Raw genomic sequence first — 16,737 nt, 5'->3', positions numbered from 1 at the left:
GCCAGCACCAAGAGCGAGGGGATGGGCATCGGCCTCTACGTGGTGCGCTGCGCCGTGGACAACCACAACGGCAGCCTGGAGATCGGCCGCTCCGACCTGGGCGGCGCCTCGGTGCGGCTGCGCTTCCCGCTGGCGACCCAGGCCTGAGGACTGCGCAGGGGCCTGAGCCGACCCCCCTGGGCTGCCCCGCTCAGGCCGCCGCTCGGATCAGGCCACGGCCGCCGCGGCGCTGGCGGACCCCAGGTCGGGCTGCAGCCGCTGCTGCGCCGCCTCGATCAGGCCGCGGAACAGGGGGTGGGGCCGGCCGGGGCGGGAGAGGAATTCCGGGTGGTACTGGCAGGCGGCGAAGAAGGGGTGGTCCTTCAGCTCGATCAGCTCCACCAGGCGGCCATCCGGGGAGGTGCCGCTGATCTCGTAGCCCGACTCCAGGAACAGGTTGCGGTAGGCGTTGTTGAACTCGTAGCGGTGGCGGTGCCGCTCGTAGACCACCGCATCGCCGTAGAGGCGGTGGGCCAGGGTGTCCGGCACCAGGCGGCAGGGGTAGACGCCCAGGCGCATGGTGCCGCCCAGGTCCACCACGTCCTGCTGTTCCGGCAGCAGGTGGATCACGGGATGGGGCGTGTCGGCATCCAGCTCGGCGCTGGTGGCGCCCACCAGGCCGGCCTGGTTGCGGGCCCACTCGATCACGGCGCACTGCATCCCCAGGCACAGGCCCAGGAACGGCACCCGCTGCTCGCGGGCCCAGCGGATCGCCGCCACCTTGCCGTCCACGCCCCGGTTGCCGAAGCCGCCCGGCACCACCACCGCATCCATGCCCGCCAGCAGGGCCTCGGCGCCCTGGTCCTCGATCTGCTCGGCGCAGATCCAGTGCAGATCCAGCGAGGCGTCGCGGTCGATGCAGGCGTGGCGCAGGGCCTCCACCACCGAGAGGTAGGCGTCGTTGAGCTGCACGTACTTGCCCACCAGCGCCACCTTCACCACCGGACCGGGGTTGCGCAGCTTGTGGACCAGTTCGGCCCAGCGGGCCATGTCGCTGTCGTGGTCCTTCAGGTCGAGCAGCTCCAGCACCTCGCGGCAGAGCCCTTCCTGCTCCAGGGCAATCGGCACCGCATAGATGCTGTCGGCATCGAGGGCCTGGATCACGGCCCGGCTGCCCACGCCGCAGAAGCCGCCGATCTTGGCCCGCAGGTCCTCGCTGATCTCCCGGTCGCTGCGGCACACCAGCACGTCGGGCTGGATGCCGATCGAGCGCAGCTCCTTCACCGAGTGCTGGGTGGGCTTGGTCTTCAGTTCGCCCGAGGTGCCGATGTAGGGCAGCAGGGTCACGTGCACGTAGGCCAGGTCCTGGCGGCCCACGTCGCCCCGGAACTCGCGGATGGCCTCCAGGAACGGCAGCGACTCGATGTCGCCCACGGTGCCGCCGATCTCGGTGATCACCACGTCCGCGCCGCTGTTGGCCGCCACCCGGTGGATGCGCTCGCGGATCTCGCCGGTGATGTGGGGGATCACCTGCACCGTGCCGCCGTTGTAGTCGCCCCGGCGCTCCTTGTTGATCACCGCCTGGTAGATCGAGCCGGTGGTCACGCTGTTCAGGCGCGACATGGCCGTGTCGGTGAAGCGCTCGTAGTGGCCCAGGTCGAGGTCGGTCTCAGCGCCGTCCTCGGTGACGAACACCTCACCGTGCTGGTACGGGCTCATCGTGCCCGGGTCCACGTTCAGGTAGGGGTCGAGCTTGAGGATCGAGACGCTGTAGCCCCGGCTCTTGAGCAGCCTCCCCAGGCTGGCGGCCACGATCCCCTTGCCGATGCTGGACACCACGCCACCGGTCACGAAGACGAATTTGGCCATGGCACCTCGGGCGACCCTTCAATTTACCGATCGTCATGGGGAGGATCGCGGCGGGCCTGCGACTCCGGCGGCTCGGCGCCTGCGGGGCGGGCGATAGCCGCCTCCGTCGCAGGCCCGCCGCGAGGCGGGAGGGGGCGAGGCCTCGGGCGTGCTGGCGTGCCTGGGTCTGGCGGGGAGTCGGGGCCTGCCTTGGCGCTCGGGCGGCTGCCCGCTGGCCGTTGGACCTGGCGTTGGCCTCTGATGTGGGAGGCCAGGCGTCCCTGCGTCCTCTCCCCCATGCCCCCCCACCCCATGGGGGCTGGAGGGCTGAGCCGGGCGCCGAGCCGAAGGCGGGATTCCAGCCCAACGGGCTGGCGCCCGCCGCAGGCCGGTGCCCGGCTCAGCCCTCCAGCAGGCTCCGCAGCATCCAGGCCGTCTTCTCGTGCACCTGCAGCCGCTGGGTGAGCAGGTCGGCGGTGGGTTGGTCGTTGGCGGCTTCCGCCAGGGCGAACACGCCGCGGGCGGTGCGGGCCACGGCCTCATGGCCCATCACCAGCTCCTTCACCATCTCCAGGGCGGGGGGCACCCCCTCGGTTTCGGGGATCGAGGCCAAAGCGGCGAAGGTGGCGCCACCGAAGGGGGCGGGATGGCCCAGGGCGCGGATGCGCTCGGCGATCACATCGAGGGCGGTCCAGAGCTCCGTGTACTGATCCATGAACATCAGGTGGAGCGTGTTGAACATCGGCCCGGTCACGTTCCAGTGGAAGCCGTGGGTCTTGCCGTAGAGCACATAGGCATCGGCCAGCAGCCGGCCCAGGCCCGCGGCGATGGCCTGGCGCTGGTCGGCGGGGATGCCAATGTCGATCGGGGGTGCGGCGACGGCGGGGGCCTTGGCCATGGTCCTGTCCGGAGTCAGTCCGGGGTGGAGATGGCTCCGTTCTAGGCGCCTGTCGCGCATAGATCCCGGCCACCCTCTCCACAGACGTCCTTGAATTCGCCTGGATCCCAGTTGCCGCAATCGATCTGGGAGAGAGAATGGGCTCATGCCCATGACCTTCCGCCCCTGGACCCCGGAACAGACGGCCTTGCTGCCGCCATCACCGAGTGACTGGCTGTCGGACGACCACCAGGTGCAGTTCCTGCTGGATCTGATGGATGAGCTGGATCTCTCCGCGATTGTCATCCCTGCTCAGAGCAAGGATCCCCGTGGGGAGAAGGGTTTTGATCCTCGGATGATGGCGATGCTGCTGTTCTACGCCTACTGCGTCGGCATCGTCTCCTCCCGCAAGATCGAGCGGGCCTGCTACGAGGATCTGGCCTTCCGGGTGCTCACCGCCAACCAGCAGCCGGATCACAGCCGCATCAGTGAGTTTCGCCGCCGCAACCTCGATGCCCTCAAGGGTCTGTTGTTCAGTTCCAGCGCCGGGGAGATGCCCACGGTGATGACGATGGATGCGGGGTACTGGAGCGAGGACAACACCAAGCTCTGCGCCGATCAGGAGATTGACGCGTCCATCGCGACTGGCCGGCGGCCGCATGTCAGCCGCTGCCGCCGAAACGGGGGCTGTTGCCCAGAGATGCCGATGCCAGAACCCGCATGGCACGCAAGCTCACATGCAAGAAGGGATCAGCGATCTACACCCAACGCAAGGTGATCGTGGAGCCGGTGAATCGGCAGATCAAGGAGGCCAGGAGGCTCAGGCGATTCCTGCTGCGTGGCCTTGAGATGCTCGATGGCGAGTGACACCTGATCGCGGCCACGCACAACCGGCTCAAGTTGTTCCGATACCGGCATTCACAGCAACAGGCGCTGGGTCGGGCGGGTGGGGGCTACGTGATGAAGGGCGATTGCCCTGGCAGCAGAAGCCAGGGCTGATCACTGACCTTCCATCGCCACACCAGACGGATAGGATGCCGCATGCATCTGGCTGACAGATGGCGTGGGCCAGCTCGGCTGGTCTGCGGCGGCTCTATTGGCAACAAACTCCTAGGGCGTCACTTCGCCGTAGCCTCAGGATATCTTTGTCAGATAACCACTCTCTGAGTTCTGGAATGAATATTCTCACTGACTCTGTCCCCCTTGGGCAGCCCCTTCCCTGGGCTGTCTGATAGGCGTGCCATCTGTTTTGATGCGAAAGAGCATGTAAGGTTGAACCCTCCTGTCGGTACCATTATGGAATATTTGCTGCCGATTTAATTGATTTGCCGTGAAGTAAAGATACCCGTCATCAGCCAATGATAAGCTATCTGGCCAAATCACCTCTGGGCCAGAGACTATAGTTTGAACGCTCTCGATCGATCCACTATAGCGGTGAATGGCGTTGTGCTCGTAGTCAGTCAGGTAAATGCGACCCTGGCTATCAGCTTCCAGGCCATCTGATGCTCCTCCTACTTGACCGTGGTCCACCACCATGGCCTGCAGTGATTGCTCATTAACTGCCCGGTTGATCAATGATGCCGTTGAAATGCTGTATAGATGGCGGCTGGTCAATGAGCGAAAATATAATGTTTTGCCGTCGGCCGACACAGCAATACCATCTGAGCCAACATTAAATCGCTTGGCTTGCTTGCCCCGCTCTCTGAGCATGAGGATCTCTGATTCCACGACCGGATAGAAATCTGGATCGGACATCGTAAAGCGTGTTTTCCCAAGCCTTCGCCAATTCTCGCCTGTGCCAAGATTTACTATAATAATGCCGCCATTACTTGAGGAATCAGTAATGAAGGCATAGCCTGCTGTTCCCTTGGCCATCATAAAGCGAACATCATTGAGATATGTGCCAGGCTCAAGTGCAGATTCTTCAATCGTGATTGTTCTGCTGACCTGATTTGTCTTTAGGTCAATCGCGATTAGTTTCGGCCCTCCGTATGAGATTGGCAGTGGCTGAGCGCTGCCAGTATCCACAATCCAAAGTGTGGATCCTGTCGGGTCAATGACAACGCTCTGCGCGGATACGATCCTCTGGCTCTGTGTTTCTCTGCTTCCTTGTTGATTCAGCTTCTCGTTTGGGTAGGCAACCGGCTTGCCATTAACGATTTCGCCAACTGTGAATTCAACCAAATCCCCCCACCGGGGATAATTGATGAAGATTCTGCCCGTTGAGGATACCGCGACACCTGTTGGCATTGCCCCCCTGATCTGGGCCACAGGCTCCACATTGCCAATGCGCTCCTGCTTCGCAATTGGCGTTGCTAGTCCTGCAGCACTGCTCATCGTTGCGACCGAAACCAGCAAGGTATGGTGCAACCAGGTCAGCTTAGACATGCTGCTTAAAGATTAGACAAGCATACCCAGGTTATCTCCTTCCCCTCGCAGCGATTCAAAAATGCTGATCCCCTCAAGATCTTCCGAAGAAATCTCAAGATAGGATCGGCGTCATTGGTGGCTTAGAGTCTTGCGGACACTATGGTCGTGCATAGAGATGACTGATGATGTCCGCACTGGTTGCCACTTCATCAGTGCATGACTCTGCGCTTTCCTTGTTTTGACCGGAGTTGATCGCAAGCCTTGCCCCCCCCCTTTTTTTTCTCTCTCTAGCGCGCAAAACCACCTTCGAGGGCGTAGAGACCGGCTTGCATATTCATTGAATTCATCAAAGCCTTCATCTCATCGATGGCACTTGCAGGAGCAATGACGTACAGGCTTTCAAGTGTCAGCATCGAGAAGAAGTCCCCGATAATGTCGTCTACGCTTTGAAGGTGTGCCTTGAAGCCTTCAATGTCTGTGTAGCTCTCTCGCAAGAAGAGCTTGTCCCCCATGTAGGCCATACTGAAGATTTCTGTGCCTGGCTCGCTCTCTGCGCGTTCGATAATCACTCGAAGCAGGGCGCGAATGTCCTGCTCTCTACCTGGCTTGATTTGAAAGGCTGGATAAACGCTGATGCAACCGTCGAGCCTTTTCATGTAAATACTTTTTTTATTTTTCTAGATCACCTGCCTGCGGCTGTCATTGTTTTTGTGGCATTGCTTCATCAAGTCGCTTGCGTGCCGTCAGTGTGTAGGCATGGTTCAGCTGCGGCAGATCGCAGCCGAGCAGATCCGCTGGGGTCGGCGCAGGGCGTATCGCCTGCGGTGGCGTGAAGGCTGGACCGCATACCACACGCGGCTGCAGCGGCTTTGGTGGTCTTCGCAAGGGCTGGGTGTAGCCCGTGGGCCTTTGCAAAGCCACTGAACTTCCAGTTTGAAGCCAGACACCCCCAATTCCTCAGCGTGATCGTCGCTCACTACCGCCGCCCATGCCTGCCGATCCGGCTGGGCAGGCGCTGCAAGGCCAAGGAGGACGAGGGGGTGGTGAAGCGACTCACCAGTATCAACCCGGCAGTACCAGCACGGCCACCATCGAGCCAGGATCGCCTTGGCTGAACGGAGCTGCCAAGTCGTAAGAGTTTCACTCGACGACGTCTACAGGCCACAGTCGGCCCTTCAGGGGCGTCAGCACCAGGGGGTCGCTCAGCAGCTGTTGCCTACCCTCCCCCTCATTCGGCCTGGGCCAATGAAGTGGGGGTGCGTCAAGCCGAGCGGGACTGCATGGGCGACCTCGACGTGTTGCCCGGGGGAGGACTGCTGCTCTGGAGGAGCCCAACCGGCACCTGGGACTGTGCCATCGGTCGCACCAACCAGCAGCCCGGGCGATGCCGGTCCCCATGGAATTCCCTGCACGTGGGGCCACTGACCCTAAGGCCCATGCAACCGGTGCGCAAAACCTTGAGATCCTCCTCGGCCTGGGGCTGTCCGCCGGCGTCATCGCCGCCACGATCCTTCTGCTCCCCCAGGAACTGGCACATCACCAGCCCCACGCCGGTGGACAGCATTCGGGGAGCCGCGAAGGGGGTGAGGGCGGCGAAGGTGGAGCGGGTGGGACTGCCCCGCAGTGACCAGCGATGTGGATCTGCTCGTGGTGCTGGGTCAGAAGCTGGGGCATCTGCTGGTGGCCTGGGAGCTGATCGACCAGGGCCAGATTCTCCAGCACGCCGACCACCCCGAGTGGTGTAGGGCTGTTGCCGCCCACGCAGGCGCCATCCAGGTCGAGCGTCTCCAGGTACACCGCTCGGATCACCGAAACGGCTCCTTCCAGGCCGATGGCGATGGCGAGCTCGCCGATGGGCCCTGCAGGCCGTGAGGTGAGGACCATCAGCCCGACCAGCAGTGCCAGCTGGGAGTCTGTCGCCCATTGGTGCTTCAGGCCTGAGCGCACAGATGGCTCCGGCACGCTCGCCCTCTCTGGTGTCAGCGTTGGGGATGCCACTCAGGTCGTGCTTGCTGGCGTTAGCGCGGATCTTGGTGCCATCCAGCGCCACCTGGCCCAAGCTCACCAGCCCAGCTTTCTGGCAGATCTTGAGGACCTGGACCAACAGTTCAGCCAGGGCGCCCAGATGGTGGCGGCGAAACTCACTGATGCGGCTGTGGTCCGGCTGCTGGTTGCCGGTGAGCACCCGGAAGGCGGCGTCTTCCCAGCAGGTCTTCTCGATCTTGCGGGAGCTGGGCAGCCCGACGCCGTAGGCGTACAGGAGCAGCACTACCATCATCCGCGCGTCGTAGGCCTTCTCGCCCCGGGGATCCTTCTGCCGGTAAGCGGCGTGAATGGCCTCAAGATCCAGCTCTGCGGCCAGATCCAGCAGGAAGAACACCAGTTGGTTCTCCGGCAGCCACTCCACCGGCGACGGCGGGAAGAGCAGGGTCTGCTCCGGGTTCCAGGGGCGGAACGACTTGGGCTTGACCATGCCCAAGTCTCCCCTCCAGAACCGTTGCAGTCACTACGATCTGGGCGGATTCAGGGGCGTCTGTGGAGAGAGTACGCGGGGTCGACGCGCGACAGGCTCCTAGCCGATGCTCTGCCGCCTGCCACCAGCGGCCTGCAGCAAATCGGGTGTGCTTGGCCGGCTGAGTTCCAGGCCCGGCCCCCCGGTCCCGGCCCGCTCGGATCCTGTCCAGGCCTGTCGCCGGACCGCTCAGCCCAGGTCCAGCAGGTAGTCGTGCACGCGGCCGCGGCGCTGGGGCTGGCGCAGCTTGTGCAGCGCCCGCGACTCGATCTGCCGCACCCGCTCCCGTGAGAGCTGCAGGCCCTCGCCGATCTGGGAGAGGGTCTGGGGCGTGTCGTCCTCCAGGCCGTAGCGCAGGCGGATCACGGCCGCCTCGCGGCTGCTCAGTTCCTCCAGCAGCGCCTCCAGGTCGGCGTGGAGCTGCTCGCGGCTGAGCTGCTGCTCCGGGGTGGCGTGGTGGTCCTCCAGCAGGTCGCCCAGCTCCGTGTCCTGGCCCTGGCCCACCCGCGCCTCCAGCGACACCGCGCGCGGCACCCGCAGCAGGGTGAGGCGCACCACCTCCTCGCTGAGACCCAGCTCCTGGGCCAGATCCGCCACCGAGGCGATGCGCCCCTTCTCACTGGCGATCTGGCGCTGGGCCTTCTTGATCCGGTTCAGCTTCTCCGTCACGTGCACCGGCAGCCGGATCGTGCGGCTCTGGGTGGCGAGGGCGCGGGTGATGCCCTGGCGGATCCACCAGTAGGCGTAGGTGCTGAAGCGGAAGCCGCGGGTGGGGTCGTACTTCTCTACGGCCCGCTCCAGGCCGAGGGTGCCCTCCTGCACCAGGTCCAGCAGTTCCAGGCCGCGCTGCTGGTACTTCTTGGCCACCGCCACCACCAGCCGCAGGTTGGCCTGGATCATGCGGTCGCGGGCGCGGCGGCCCCGGTGCAGGGCCTGCTTGAGCTCGGCCACACTCAGCCCCAGGCACCCGGCCCAGGCCCCGTAGCCCTCCTGCCGCAGCTCCCGCAGCTCACTGGGGCTCAGCCCGGCCTGCTCCGCCCACTGGGGCACGCTGGGCCAGTGGCCCAGCTGGGAGGCCAGGCGCCGCTGGCCGTCCTCCAGATCGATCAGCCGGGCCAGGGCCGGGGTGCCTTTGGCCAGCTCGCCCCGCCCCGCCAGCAGCCGCTCCCGCCCCTGCACCAGGCGGGCCAGGGTGAGCTCCTCTTCCTGGCTGAGCAGCTCCACCCGGCCGATGTCCTGCAGGTAGAGGCGCACCAGATCGGGGCTGCCGCGGCGTGGGCTGGGGCTGTCCTCGGTGCGGGAAGCGGTCTGGGGCACCGGGCCTGGAGGAACGGGGGACAGTCCCAGGCTCGGGTCTCAGTTGAGAAGGTGTGGCAAATCCCGGGTTTCTGTTCGGGATCGCGCCGCCTCAGTCCTCGTCCTCCACCCAGGTGCTGGCCACGTGCAGTTCCTCCAGCTGCTTGGTGGACACGCCGCCGGGGGCGCCGGTCATCAGGCAGCGGGCCTGCTGGGTCTTCGGGAAGGCGATCGTGTCGCGGATCGACTCCTCGCCCGCCAGCAGCATCACGATGCGGTCCACGCCGTAGGCCAGGCCGCCGTGGGGTGGGGCGCCCATGTCCAGGGCCTCCATCAGGAAGCCGAACTGGCGGTTGGCCTCCTCCAGGGGCAGGCCGATGGTCTGCAGCACCTGGCGCTGCAGGGCCGAATCGTGGATGCGCAGCGAGCCGCCGCCCAGCTCCAGGCCGTTGAGCACCAGGTCGTAGGCCTGGGCGCGGGCGGTGGGCAGGGTCTCGGCCCAGCGCTCGGGATCGGCCCCGAGGTCGCCTGGGTTGGGGGCGCAGAAGGGGTGGTGCAGGGCCTCAAGGCGGTTCTCGTCGGCGTTGAACTCGAACATCGGGAAGTCCACCACCCAGAGGAAGTTCCACTGGTCGTTGTCCCGGTCGGGCTTCACCAGGCCCAGCTCGCGGGCCAGGAACTGGCGCACCCGATCGAGAGCCTTGTTCACGGTGGCGGTGTCGCCGGCGCCGAACAGCAGCAGGGTGCCGGGCTCGGCGCCGGTGCGCTCCAGCAGCTCGGCCTTCGCCTGCTCGGAGAGGTTGTCCTTGATGGCGCCGATCGTGTCGATCTCGCCGCCCTCACGCACGCGGATGAAGGCCAGGCCGCCGGCGCCGGCCGCCTGGGCCTCGCTGAACACATCACCGCCCGGCTTGATGCGCACGTTGCTGATGGCGTCGTTGCCGCCGGGCACGGCGATCACCTTCACCGAGCCGCCGGCGGCCACGGCGCCGCTGAACACCTTGAAGCCCATGGTGGCCACCAGGTCGCTCACGTCGGTGAGCTCCAGCCCGTAGCGGGTGTCGGGCCGGTCGGTGCCGTAGCGCGCCATGGCCTCATGCCAGGTGAGACGCGGGAAGGGCCGCGGCAGCTCGATGCCCTTGACGGCCTTCCAGATGCTGGCGATCAGGGCCTCGTTGAGCTCCAGGATCTCCTCCTGGCCCATGAAGCTCATCTCGATGTCCAGCTGGGTGAATTCCGGCTGGCGATCGGCGCGCAGGTCCTCGTCGCGGAAGCAGCGGGCCACCTGGTAGTAGCGCTCCAGGCCGCCCACCATCAGCAGCTGCTTGAACAGCTGCGGCGACTGGGGCAGGGCGAACCACTCGCCGCCGCAGACGCGGCTGGGCACCAGGTAGTCGCGGGCGCCCTCGGGGGTGGAGCGGGTGAGCACAGGGGTCTCCACCTCGATGAAGCCCTGGTCTTCGAGGAAGCGGCGCATGGCCTGCACGGCCTGGTGGCGCAGGCGCAGGTTGCCGTTCATGCGCTCGCGGCGCAGATCCAGATAGCGGTGGCGCAGCCGCAGCTCCTCGCGGGTGTTCTCCTCGTCGTGCACCGACACGGCGAAGGGCAGGTTGCCCTTGACGCTGTTCAGCACGGTGATGCCGCTGGCCAGCACCTCCACGGCGCCGGTGGCCAGGCGCTCGTTGATCGATTCGGCGGGGCGGGCCCGCACCTTGCCCGTCACCTGAATCACCGTCTCGTTGCGCAGGTGTTCGGCTACGGCGAAGGCGTCCGCGCCCAGGTCCGGGTCCACCGTGATCTGCACGGTGCCGCTGCGGTCGCGCAGGTCGATGAAGATCACGCCGCCGTGGTCGCGGCGCCGGTCCACCCAGCCGCAGAGCTGCACCGCCTGGCCGGCGGCATCGGGGCGCAGATCGCCACATCCATGGCTGCGCATGCTGGAAATGCGTGGGAAAGGGCGATTGTCCCATTTTGGCTGCAAGGCCCGGGTGGCTAGCCTGTTGACAAAGAGCAACAGGGGCTGCTCGCTGCCATGACGCAGCCCGTGAATCAGCACTAAGCTGCACAAAACGGAAGTCTTGATTCGCAGACTTCTTACCTTGAAGCCTTGAAGCGTGTCCGCACCAAATATAAGTAAATCTTTCGATTCTGTCCTCGACCGATGGGATCGTGCCCGCAATAGTCTCCGCTTCCGCCTGACGACACGCGTTGTCGTGCCAATGCTGATTTGTTTTGGCGTGGGCAATGTTGTCTTGTACGCCATTGCAAAAGAGCGGCTTATTAGCAGTCAGCAGGCTATGGAGCAGCGACGCGCTCTGATCTTGGATCGTTATTTCAGTGCCTGGGAGAAAGACGTTCGCGAAATGTTGCGTTCACTGAGTCTGAGTCCGGATATCCGTTCAATGACACCTGCACGTGCTCAGAGTGTTCTTTCTCCCGTCTATCCGCTTGCGCCGCTCCGTAATTGGCGCCTCTGGAAAGCTGACGGATCGCTGATCTCTCATACGGGGATTGTGACGAATATCCCCCTGCAGCAAATCCGAATCCGTCAGGATCTCGGCTTCCAGGGAGCTTTGCAGGGACGCTTCAATTTTCAGATTTCGGCTATCCAGTTGGGAAGTCGTCTTGATGCCTGTCTTCAGGCCAACCAGCCGATCTACAGCCTCACCAATCCGGCTGTCGTTGATGGTGTGCTGTCTTTCTGTTTGCCTCTATCGAAGCTGGGCGAGGACTCCGGATTGCTCCTGCTGGGCGGGGAAGGTGAACTTGGTCAATCAGGTATTCCTGTTGGTTGGATTGAAGCTCATAAGGGTAAGTATGCCGGTCGATCGTTCTTTCTTCTAAATCGTCATGGCAATCTTGTTTTCCCGGTCAATTCGGGATCTCGATTCAGTCACCTTTCTCTGCTTACTCCGAAGAATGTGATGGCGAGCCCATGGGCTCCTTTTGTGGATCTCGCGAGGAAAGTACCGCCCTACTCCGGCTTTCGTCGTGTGGTTGTTCAGGGCGTCACTTTCTATATCCTTACCTTGCCGGTTTCGCCTGAATGGCTCAGTGTCACCTTGATTGACCAGGACACAATCCTGGCTCCAGTGCGACGCAATCTTCGAGGTCTGGTCCTGGCCCAGGCCATTACACTTCTGGTTACTTCGATGGCCATTGCGCTGGCCTGCGGTCGCGTCTCTAGGCCAATCAAGAATGCTGGCATTGCAATTAAATTGATCAGTGATGGCAATTTTGACGTGCATCTCCCTGAGCGCTACCCAGGAGAGTTGGGTGAGCTGTATACCAGCATCAATGAAACTGGTGGACGGCTTAAAGAACTGCTGAATCAGGCCCTGGCTCATGCTGTCACTGATCAACAGCTGGAGACGGCTAAATCAATTCAACGAAGCTTCATCGTTCAGGCACTGCCGCGTCTCGATGGCATTGAGGTCTCGGCCTTCTTCGATCCCGCCTATGAAATTGGCGCTGATTGGTATGATGCCTTGGCGGATGGGGATAGTGTTTATCTGGCTGTTGCCGACGTCTGTGACAAGGGCGTTGCTTCGGCTCTGTTCATGAGTGTATTTAGAACTCTTGTTCGCTATGGGCTCGGCAACATGGTTGAGCAGCAGCACTCTGAGCAGTCGCTGGCCAAAGTGGTTTCTTTGGTCAATGACTATATGGTCGCAAATCATGGCGACACATTAATGTTTGCCACAATGTTTATCGCTCGTTTCTGCCCCAGCAGTGGTCGGCTGAGTTATGTCTCTGCGGGGCATGAAGCGCCTTTGCTGCGCAGGGGATCGCAGTGCCAGAGGCTTGATGCGCCTGGCCCGGCGATGGGGTTGTTCCCTGGTGCTGTATACAAACTCGGCCATGTCCAACTGGAGCCAGGTGATGCTTTGGTTGTCTTCTCGGACGGCATCATCGATGCGCGTTCTCCGGCTGATGAATCGTTCACCCTCGATAGGCTGGAAGACCTTCTGTTGACCATGGCGGAACATCTGACTGCAGATCAGATAGCCAATGAGATTCGCTCACGGGTGAAGGCTCATATGAATGGGGCATCGCAGTTTGATGACATGACACTGATGGTGATGCGTGTGGTCCCAACGTGACAGGCTCCCTGATAGGTCCAGCTCGAAGCTCAGCGCAACGCTCGATTGTGATTCCGCAATACACTCACGGCCGCTGCTTCCCCGTTGTTCCCTTGATGTTGCTCAACTTGGCCACACCTGGGCATGTCGTCTATGCCTCGATTCGCCGGAGGTGTCGTGCAACAGTGATCTTATGACTGTGGCCAGAACTACTAAGCCGCACCCTTATTGGAGGGGCATGCCAGGGGTGGTCTTCATAAGATATTTGTTAAGGGTCTGGACTGTTTGGCGGTGATTCGTGAGACTTATGGTCATGAGATTCTCGCTCATCTTTCTATGGGGATGTGCGAACCCATGAGTTGCTTCTTGAACGCATAGTCCATGCTGCTTCAGTGATCATCAATAGTCTGTTGAGGAGCTGATTGGCTTCTCCGCCGCCGGGATTCTTCGCGGCCTGTCTTGATCTCGTGGCTTGTTGGGGCAGTCCTCACCTGTTTTGGTTAGAGCGTGCTGCCGAGGTTGTTGTTGATTGTGCCGGTGTCGACGCCCTGGGATTATATAAGGTTGGGTTTGATTGAATGCATGGTCTCAGCCGCGACCGTGCCGTTGCCGACTGAGGTGGTCGCCTTTTACTGGACAGCCTCGGTCCCTGAAATCGTTAACTCCGGGCGGGAGGAACAGTGTTCGGTCTCAGTGTAGAACGCATGGGGAGTCCGGCCTCCCAAAGAGCTATGGGGTCTTACATGGCAGTACCTCCATAGGAAGCGGGCCAGACATTTCTCAGCCTCCCAGCCATCACTGTACGCACGCAGATAGACATCCTCATACTTGACCGTCCTCCACAGCCGCGCAACGAGGATATTGTCGTAGCAGCGCTTTCGGCCTGACCAGCTGATCCTGATCTCTTCCGCCTGCAGCCGGCCCACGAAGTCGGATGAGGTGAACTGGCATCCTTGGTCGGAGTGGAAGATCTCCGGCCTGCGGCCATCGCTGAGGGCCATCTCCAGGGCGTCCAGACAGAATTCCGTGTCCAGGCTGTTCGACAGCTTCCAGCTGAGCACATGTCTGGAATGGAGATCCATGATCGCCACCAGGTACAGGAATTCCTTCTGCAGTGGGATGTAAGTGATGTCGGTGGCCCACACCTGATCCACCGCCGTGATCTGCTTGAGATCCACCAGGCAGGGAAACTGCTCGGAGTGATCGCCGGGCATCGTGGTGCGTGGCCTCTGATAGATCGCCCGTAAACCCATGCGGCGCATGAGGTTTCGCACTCTGTCGCGACTGATCGGGATCCCTTCTCGCGCCAGGTAATCGACCATCCGGCGGCTGCCGCTGCAGGGATCATCCAGGTACAGCGCATCGATCCTGGCCATGATCCGCAGCGTCGATTCACGCACCGGCGTCGGCCGGTAGTAGAGCGTGGATCGCGGCAAGCCCAGCAGCGCACACTGACGGCTGATGCTGAGATCAGGATGGTCGTGATCGACCAAGTTTCGCAGTTCACGGGCCTCAGAGCAGCTGAGACTTTTTTTGAGCCACTCCAGTTCCATCTGCAGCCGCCCGATCTGCTGGGACAGCTCGGCTTCCTTTGCCTGCCCCTCCTCCTTGTCCTTGCTCTTCTTGCCGCGGGTGAATAGCTCGCTGGCTCCATCCAGCAGCTGCCGCTACCACTGGCTCACCTGAATGGGATGGATGGCGTGATCAGCTGCGATCTCCTGGATCGTCTTGCGGCCACTGATCGCCTCCATGGCGACCCTGGCCTTGAACTCGGGTCTGTGAGTGCGGCGCTTGCTCATCGGAGGGAGCCCCTTTCAGGGGCGGTACCCCATCTCAGTGGCTAACGATGGGGGCTGTCCAGGAAAGCCAGACCACCTCAGACCCGGTGCTGAGCACGCTGCTGCTAACGGTGATGCTTGCCCGTCTGGATGCCTCTCTCTGCCACATGGCCAGAACCCGGAGGTAAGCTGTGCCTATCATTATGAAACGCCCATTTTTGTGGATTACGCTTTCGGCACTGCAAGGATGAAGCGACGCAGCTTTCTGGCGCTGGGTGCTTCAGCTGCTTTGTTGGCGGCCTGCAGAAATGGGTCAACCGGTGGTTCGCGCTCTGATCGTCCCTTGGAGATCTGGTGGTCAGAGGGATATTACCCAGAAGAGGTTGATGCTATCCAGCTGATTGCTAATCGTTGGCAAAAGCGAGTTGGAGTCGATGTCAATCTGTCCTTATTCAGTGAAGCCGATCTTATTAGTCGAGCCAGTGCAGCTGCACGTGGTGGCCCACAGCCAGACATCCTCTATGGATATGGATTGGGCAATATGGGAGTGCCCCGCCTGGCGTGGGAAGGCTTGCTTGCCGATCTCAGTGAACAGGTTGAGCCCTTGAAGGCAGAGCTGCTGCCGGGTATCCTGCAGTCTGTGACATACCACAATCGGCGTGATCGCAACCGAGCGATCTATGCCATTCCGATATCACAACAGTCGGTCAACATTCATTACTGGAGCGACCTGCTTGCACAGGCTCGCATCGGCACGGCCATACCGTCTGGCTGGACAGCGTTCTGGTCTTTCTGGAAAGAGGCTCAGGCGGGGTTGCGTCGTCGGGGCTTCGCTGACGTCTACGGCATGGGTTTGCCGATGTCGACTTTGGCCAATGACACATCTGATATCTTCGAATACATACTGGAGGCCCATGGTGCTGTTCTGGTTGGTTCAACGGGTCAGTTGCGAACCAACGATCCGCAGGTTATTCGGTCTGTTGTGTCCGCGCTGGCGGATTACACCAGTCACTATCGCGATGGCAGCGTTCCTCCAGGTTCGGTCGCCTGGTCGGATGCCGATAACAACGCCAATTTTCTAGGTGGTCTGTCATTGATGACCCTGAATCCAACCTTGTCGATCCCAGGGTCGCAGGTGGCTGATGAGCTGACGTATTACCAGAGGCTCAGCAGCTCTCCCTGGCCGCAGACCCTCAGTGGGGAGCCGATGCCGTCGATTCCGCTGGTCAATCAACTGGTGGTCTTTGCCAGATCGCCGCGTCTTTCCCTGGCCAAGGAATTTGTCACTGAGCTGTTGCAGGCCGCCAACCTCAGTCTGTTTTTAAAGGGTTCGCAGGGGCGCTTTCTGCCTGTGATCAAGCCATTGCTGGATCAGTCTTTCTGGAAGGGAGATCAAGATCCGCACATGTCAACGGCTCGACAGGTGCTTAATCGCAGACGACAGCCTTATACGGTTCTGAATCCAGCCTATAGTGAGGTCCTGCGTCAAAAAGTCTGGGGGGAGGCAATTCAGGCGGTTGCGCAGAACCGACTACCGGTCACGCAAGCTGCCGATGACGCGATGAAGACGATTGAGGCCATCTTTCACGACTGGTGGCGCTAATGCGCTCGATTATCCAGGTTGGTCTGGTTGGCATCCGTATGACCAGTGGATTGTCTTCAGCTGTCTATGACTGGTAGAAGGAACTTCCCCTCCGTTTCCACAATGCAAGAGAAGAGAGGATCGCCGCGTCCAGTTGAGTGAATCCTGGCCGGTGGCGTCGGGGCGCAGATCGCCGCATCCGTGGCTGCGTATGCTTCAGGGCAAGTTCCCATGGCGGATTCAATCCATCCGCGCTCCGGCGCTTTGCGGCTGCTGCGATGGCCCTGGCCAGGATGGCGGGCCAGGACAGGCCGCCATCCTGGCCCGCCGTCCTGGCCCGCCATCCTGGCCGGGCTGCCCATGGAGGCCATCCGCCGTGACACCGGGTGGCAGCGGCGCTGTTGGTCAGAAGG

Annotated in this window: 14 protein-coding genes and 1 pseudogene; 6 read left to right on the top strand and 9 right to left on the bottom strand. The window is 62.1% G+C overall.

Features of this window, described 5'->3' with window-relative positions:
* A partial coding sequence (locus tag ACLV7J_RS09020) for an ATP-binding protein (protein ID WP_411868770.1) occupies positions 1-147 on the top strand: 147 nt, incomplete at its 5' end.
* Positions 148-207: 60 nt separating this feature from the next.
* Here the strand turns inward: ACLV7J_RS09020 and ACLV7J_RS09015 are convergent.
* Positions 208-1,848 (bottom strand): CTP synthase, encoded by a 1,641-nt coding sequence (locus ACLV7J_RS09015; protein WP_411868760.1) that lies wholly within the window; start codon positions 1,846-1,848, stop codon positions 208-210.
* Positions 1,849-2,227: 379 nt separating this feature from the next.
* Positions 2,228-2,725 (bottom strand): Dps family protein, encoded by a 498-nt coding sequence (locus ACLV7J_RS09010; protein WP_411868759.1) that lies wholly within the window; start codon positions 2,723-2,725, stop codon positions 2,228-2,230.
* Between the two features lie 151 nt (positions 2,726-2,876).
* Between ACLV7J_RS09010 and ACLV7J_RS09005 the strand changes: the two genes are divergently transcribed.
* Both ACLV7J_RS09005 and ACLV7J_RS09000 read left to right on the top strand, forming a co-directional pair.
* On the top strand, positions 2,877-3,482 hold the full coding sequence (locus ACLV7J_RS09005) for a transposase (RefSeq protein WP_411868758.1): 606 nt from the start codon (positions 2,877-2,879) through the stop codon (positions 3,480-3,482).
* A complete protein-coding gene (locus ACLV7J_RS09000; RefSeq protein ID WP_411868757.1) occupies positions 3,425-3,571 on the top strand; it encodes a hypothetical protein in 147 nt (48 codons plus the stop codon). The genes ACLV7J_RS09005 and ACLV7J_RS09000 overlap by 58 nt, the downstream gene beginning before the upstream one ends.
* Positions 3,572-3,889: 318 nt before the next feature.
* Here ACLV7J_RS09000 and ACLV7J_RS08995 read toward each other — a convergent pair whose 3' ends face one another.
* Together ACLV7J_RS08995 and ACLV7J_RS08990 are read right to left on the bottom strand one after the other, a co-directional pair.
* Positions 3,890-5,092, bottom strand: coding sequence for an L-dopachrome tautomerase-related protein (locus ACLV7J_RS08995; RefSeq protein WP_411868756.1), 1,203 nt, complete (start codon positions 5,090-5,092; stop codon positions 3,890-3,892).
* 269 nt (positions 5,093-5,361) lie between these two features.
* Positions 5,362-5,730 carry a putative quinol monooxygenase gene (locus ACLV7J_RS08990; protein WP_411868755.1) on the bottom strand — a complete coding sequence of 123 codons (369 nt, stop codon included), beginning with the start codon at positions 5,728-5,730 and terminating at the stop codon, positions 5,362-5,364.
* A gap of 967 nt (positions 5,731-6,697) precedes the next feature.
* Here ACLV7J_RS08990 and ACLV7J_RS08985 point away from each other — a divergent pair.
* A complete protein-coding gene (locus ACLV7J_RS08985; protein ID WP_411868771.1) occupies positions 6,698-6,946 on the top strand; it encodes a hypothetical protein in 249 nt (82 codons plus the stop codon).
* A 235-nt stretch (positions 6,947-7,181) separates the two neighbouring features.
* Here the strand turns inward: ACLV7J_RS08985 and ACLV7J_RS08980 are convergent.
* The 3 genes and pseudogenes from ACLV7J_RS08980 to aspS form a co-directional block, all read right to left on the bottom strand.
* Positions 7,182-7,547: pseudogene (locus ACLV7J_RS08980) on the bottom strand (transposase); the annotation flags it as partial.
* Between the two features lie 228 nt (positions 7,548-7,775).
* Positions 7,776-8,903, bottom strand: coding sequence for an RNA polymerase sigma factor, RpoD/SigA family (locus ACLV7J_RS08975; RefSeq protein WP_411868754.1), 1,128 nt, complete (start codon positions 8,901-8,903; stop codon positions 7,776-7,778).
* A gap of 91 nt (positions 8,904-8,994) precedes the next feature.
* Positions 8,995-10,818, bottom strand: coding sequence for an aspartate--tRNA ligase (gene aspS / locus ACLV7J_RS08970; protein WP_411868753.1), 1,824 nt, complete (start codon positions 10,816-10,818; stop codon positions 8,995-8,997).
* Positions 10,819-11,101: 283 nt separating this feature from the next.
* Between aspS and ACLV7J_RS08965 the strand changes: the two genes are divergently transcribed.
* Positions 11,102-12,985, top strand: coding sequence for a PP2C family protein-serine/threonine phosphatase (locus ACLV7J_RS08965; protein WP_411868769.1), 1,884 nt, complete (start codon positions 11,102-11,104; stop codon positions 12,983-12,985).
* 608 nt (positions 12,986-13,593) lie between these two features.
* Here ACLV7J_RS08965 and ACLV7J_RS08960 read toward each other — a convergent pair.
* Entirely contained in the window at positions 13,594-14,622 is a 1,029-nt protein-coding gene (locus tag ACLV7J_RS08960; protein WP_411868768.1) for an IS3 family transposase, read from the bottom strand.
* Positions 14,623-14,631: 9 nt separating this feature from the next.
* Positions 14,632-14,763 carry a transposase gene (locus tag ACLV7J_RS08955; RefSeq protein WP_411868752.1) on the bottom strand — a complete coding sequence of 44 codons (132 nt, stop codon included), beginning with the start codon at positions 14,761-14,763 and terminating at the stop codon, positions 14,632-14,634.
* A gap of 226 nt (positions 14,764-14,989) precedes the next feature.
* On the opposite strand from ACLV7J_RS08955, the gene ACLV7J_RS08950 reads away from it, so the two are divergent.
* Positions 14,990-16,345: an ABC transporter substrate-binding protein gene (locus ACLV7J_RS08950; RefSeq protein ID WP_411868751.1), complete on the top strand. Its 1,356-nt coding sequence runs from the start codon at positions 14,990-14,992 to the stop codon at positions 16,343-16,345.
* Positions 16,346-16,737 lie beyond the last annotated feature (392 nt).

Source organism: Vulcanococcus limneticus LL (assembly GCF_943369875.1).
GTDB lineage: Bacteria > Cyanobacteriota > Cyanobacteriia > PCC-6307 > Cyanobiaceae > Vulcanococcus > Vulcanococcus limneticus_A.
Note: the sequence above shows the minus strand (reverse complement) of the source record. Positions and strands in the feature narration are given on the sequence as shown.

Excerpts from the sequence above, each read along its gene's own strand:
- ACLV7J_RS08995 (WP_411868756.1), bottom strand. The coding sequence starts at position 5,092 with ATGTCTAAGCTGACCTGGTTGCACCATACCTTGCTGGTTTCGGTCGCA.
- ACLV7J_RS09000 (WP_411868757.1), top strand. The coding sequence starts at position 3,425 with ATGGCACGCAAGCTCACATGCAAGAAGGGATCAGCGATCTACACCCAA.
- ACLV7J_RS08950 (WP_411868751.1), top strand. The coding sequence starts at position 14,990 with ATGAAGCGACGCAGCTTTCTGGCGCTGGGTGCTTCAGCTGCTTTGTTG.
- ACLV7J_RS08965 (WP_411868769.1), top strand. The coding sequence starts at position 11,102 with ATGCTGATTTGTTTTGGCGTGGGCAATGTTGTCTTGTACGCCATTGCA.
- ACLV7J_RS09015 (WP_411868760.1), bottom strand. The coding sequence starts at position 1,848 with ATGGCCAAATTCGTCTTCGTGACCGGTGGCGTGGTGTCCAGCATCGGC.
- aspS (WP_411868753.1), bottom strand. The coding sequence starts at position 10,818 with ATGCGCAGCCATGGATGTGGCGATCTGCGCCCCGATGCCGCCGGCCAG.
- ACLV7J_RS08955 (WP_411868752.1), bottom strand. The coding sequence starts at position 14,763 with ATGAGCAAGCGCCGCACTCACAGACCCGAGTTCAAGGCCAGGGTCGCC.
- ACLV7J_RS09010 (WP_411868759.1), bottom strand. The coding sequence starts at position 2,725 with ATGGCCAAGGCCCCCGCCGTCGCCGCACCCCCGATCGACATTGGCATC.
- ACLV7J_RS09005 (WP_411868758.1), top strand. The coding sequence starts at position 2,877 with ATGACCTTCCGCCCCTGGACCCCGGAACAGACGGCCTTGCTGCCGCCA.
- ACLV7J_RS08990 (WP_411868755.1), bottom strand. The coding sequence starts at position 5,730 with ATGAAAAGGCTCGACGGTTGCATCAGCGTTTATCCAGCCTTTCAAATC.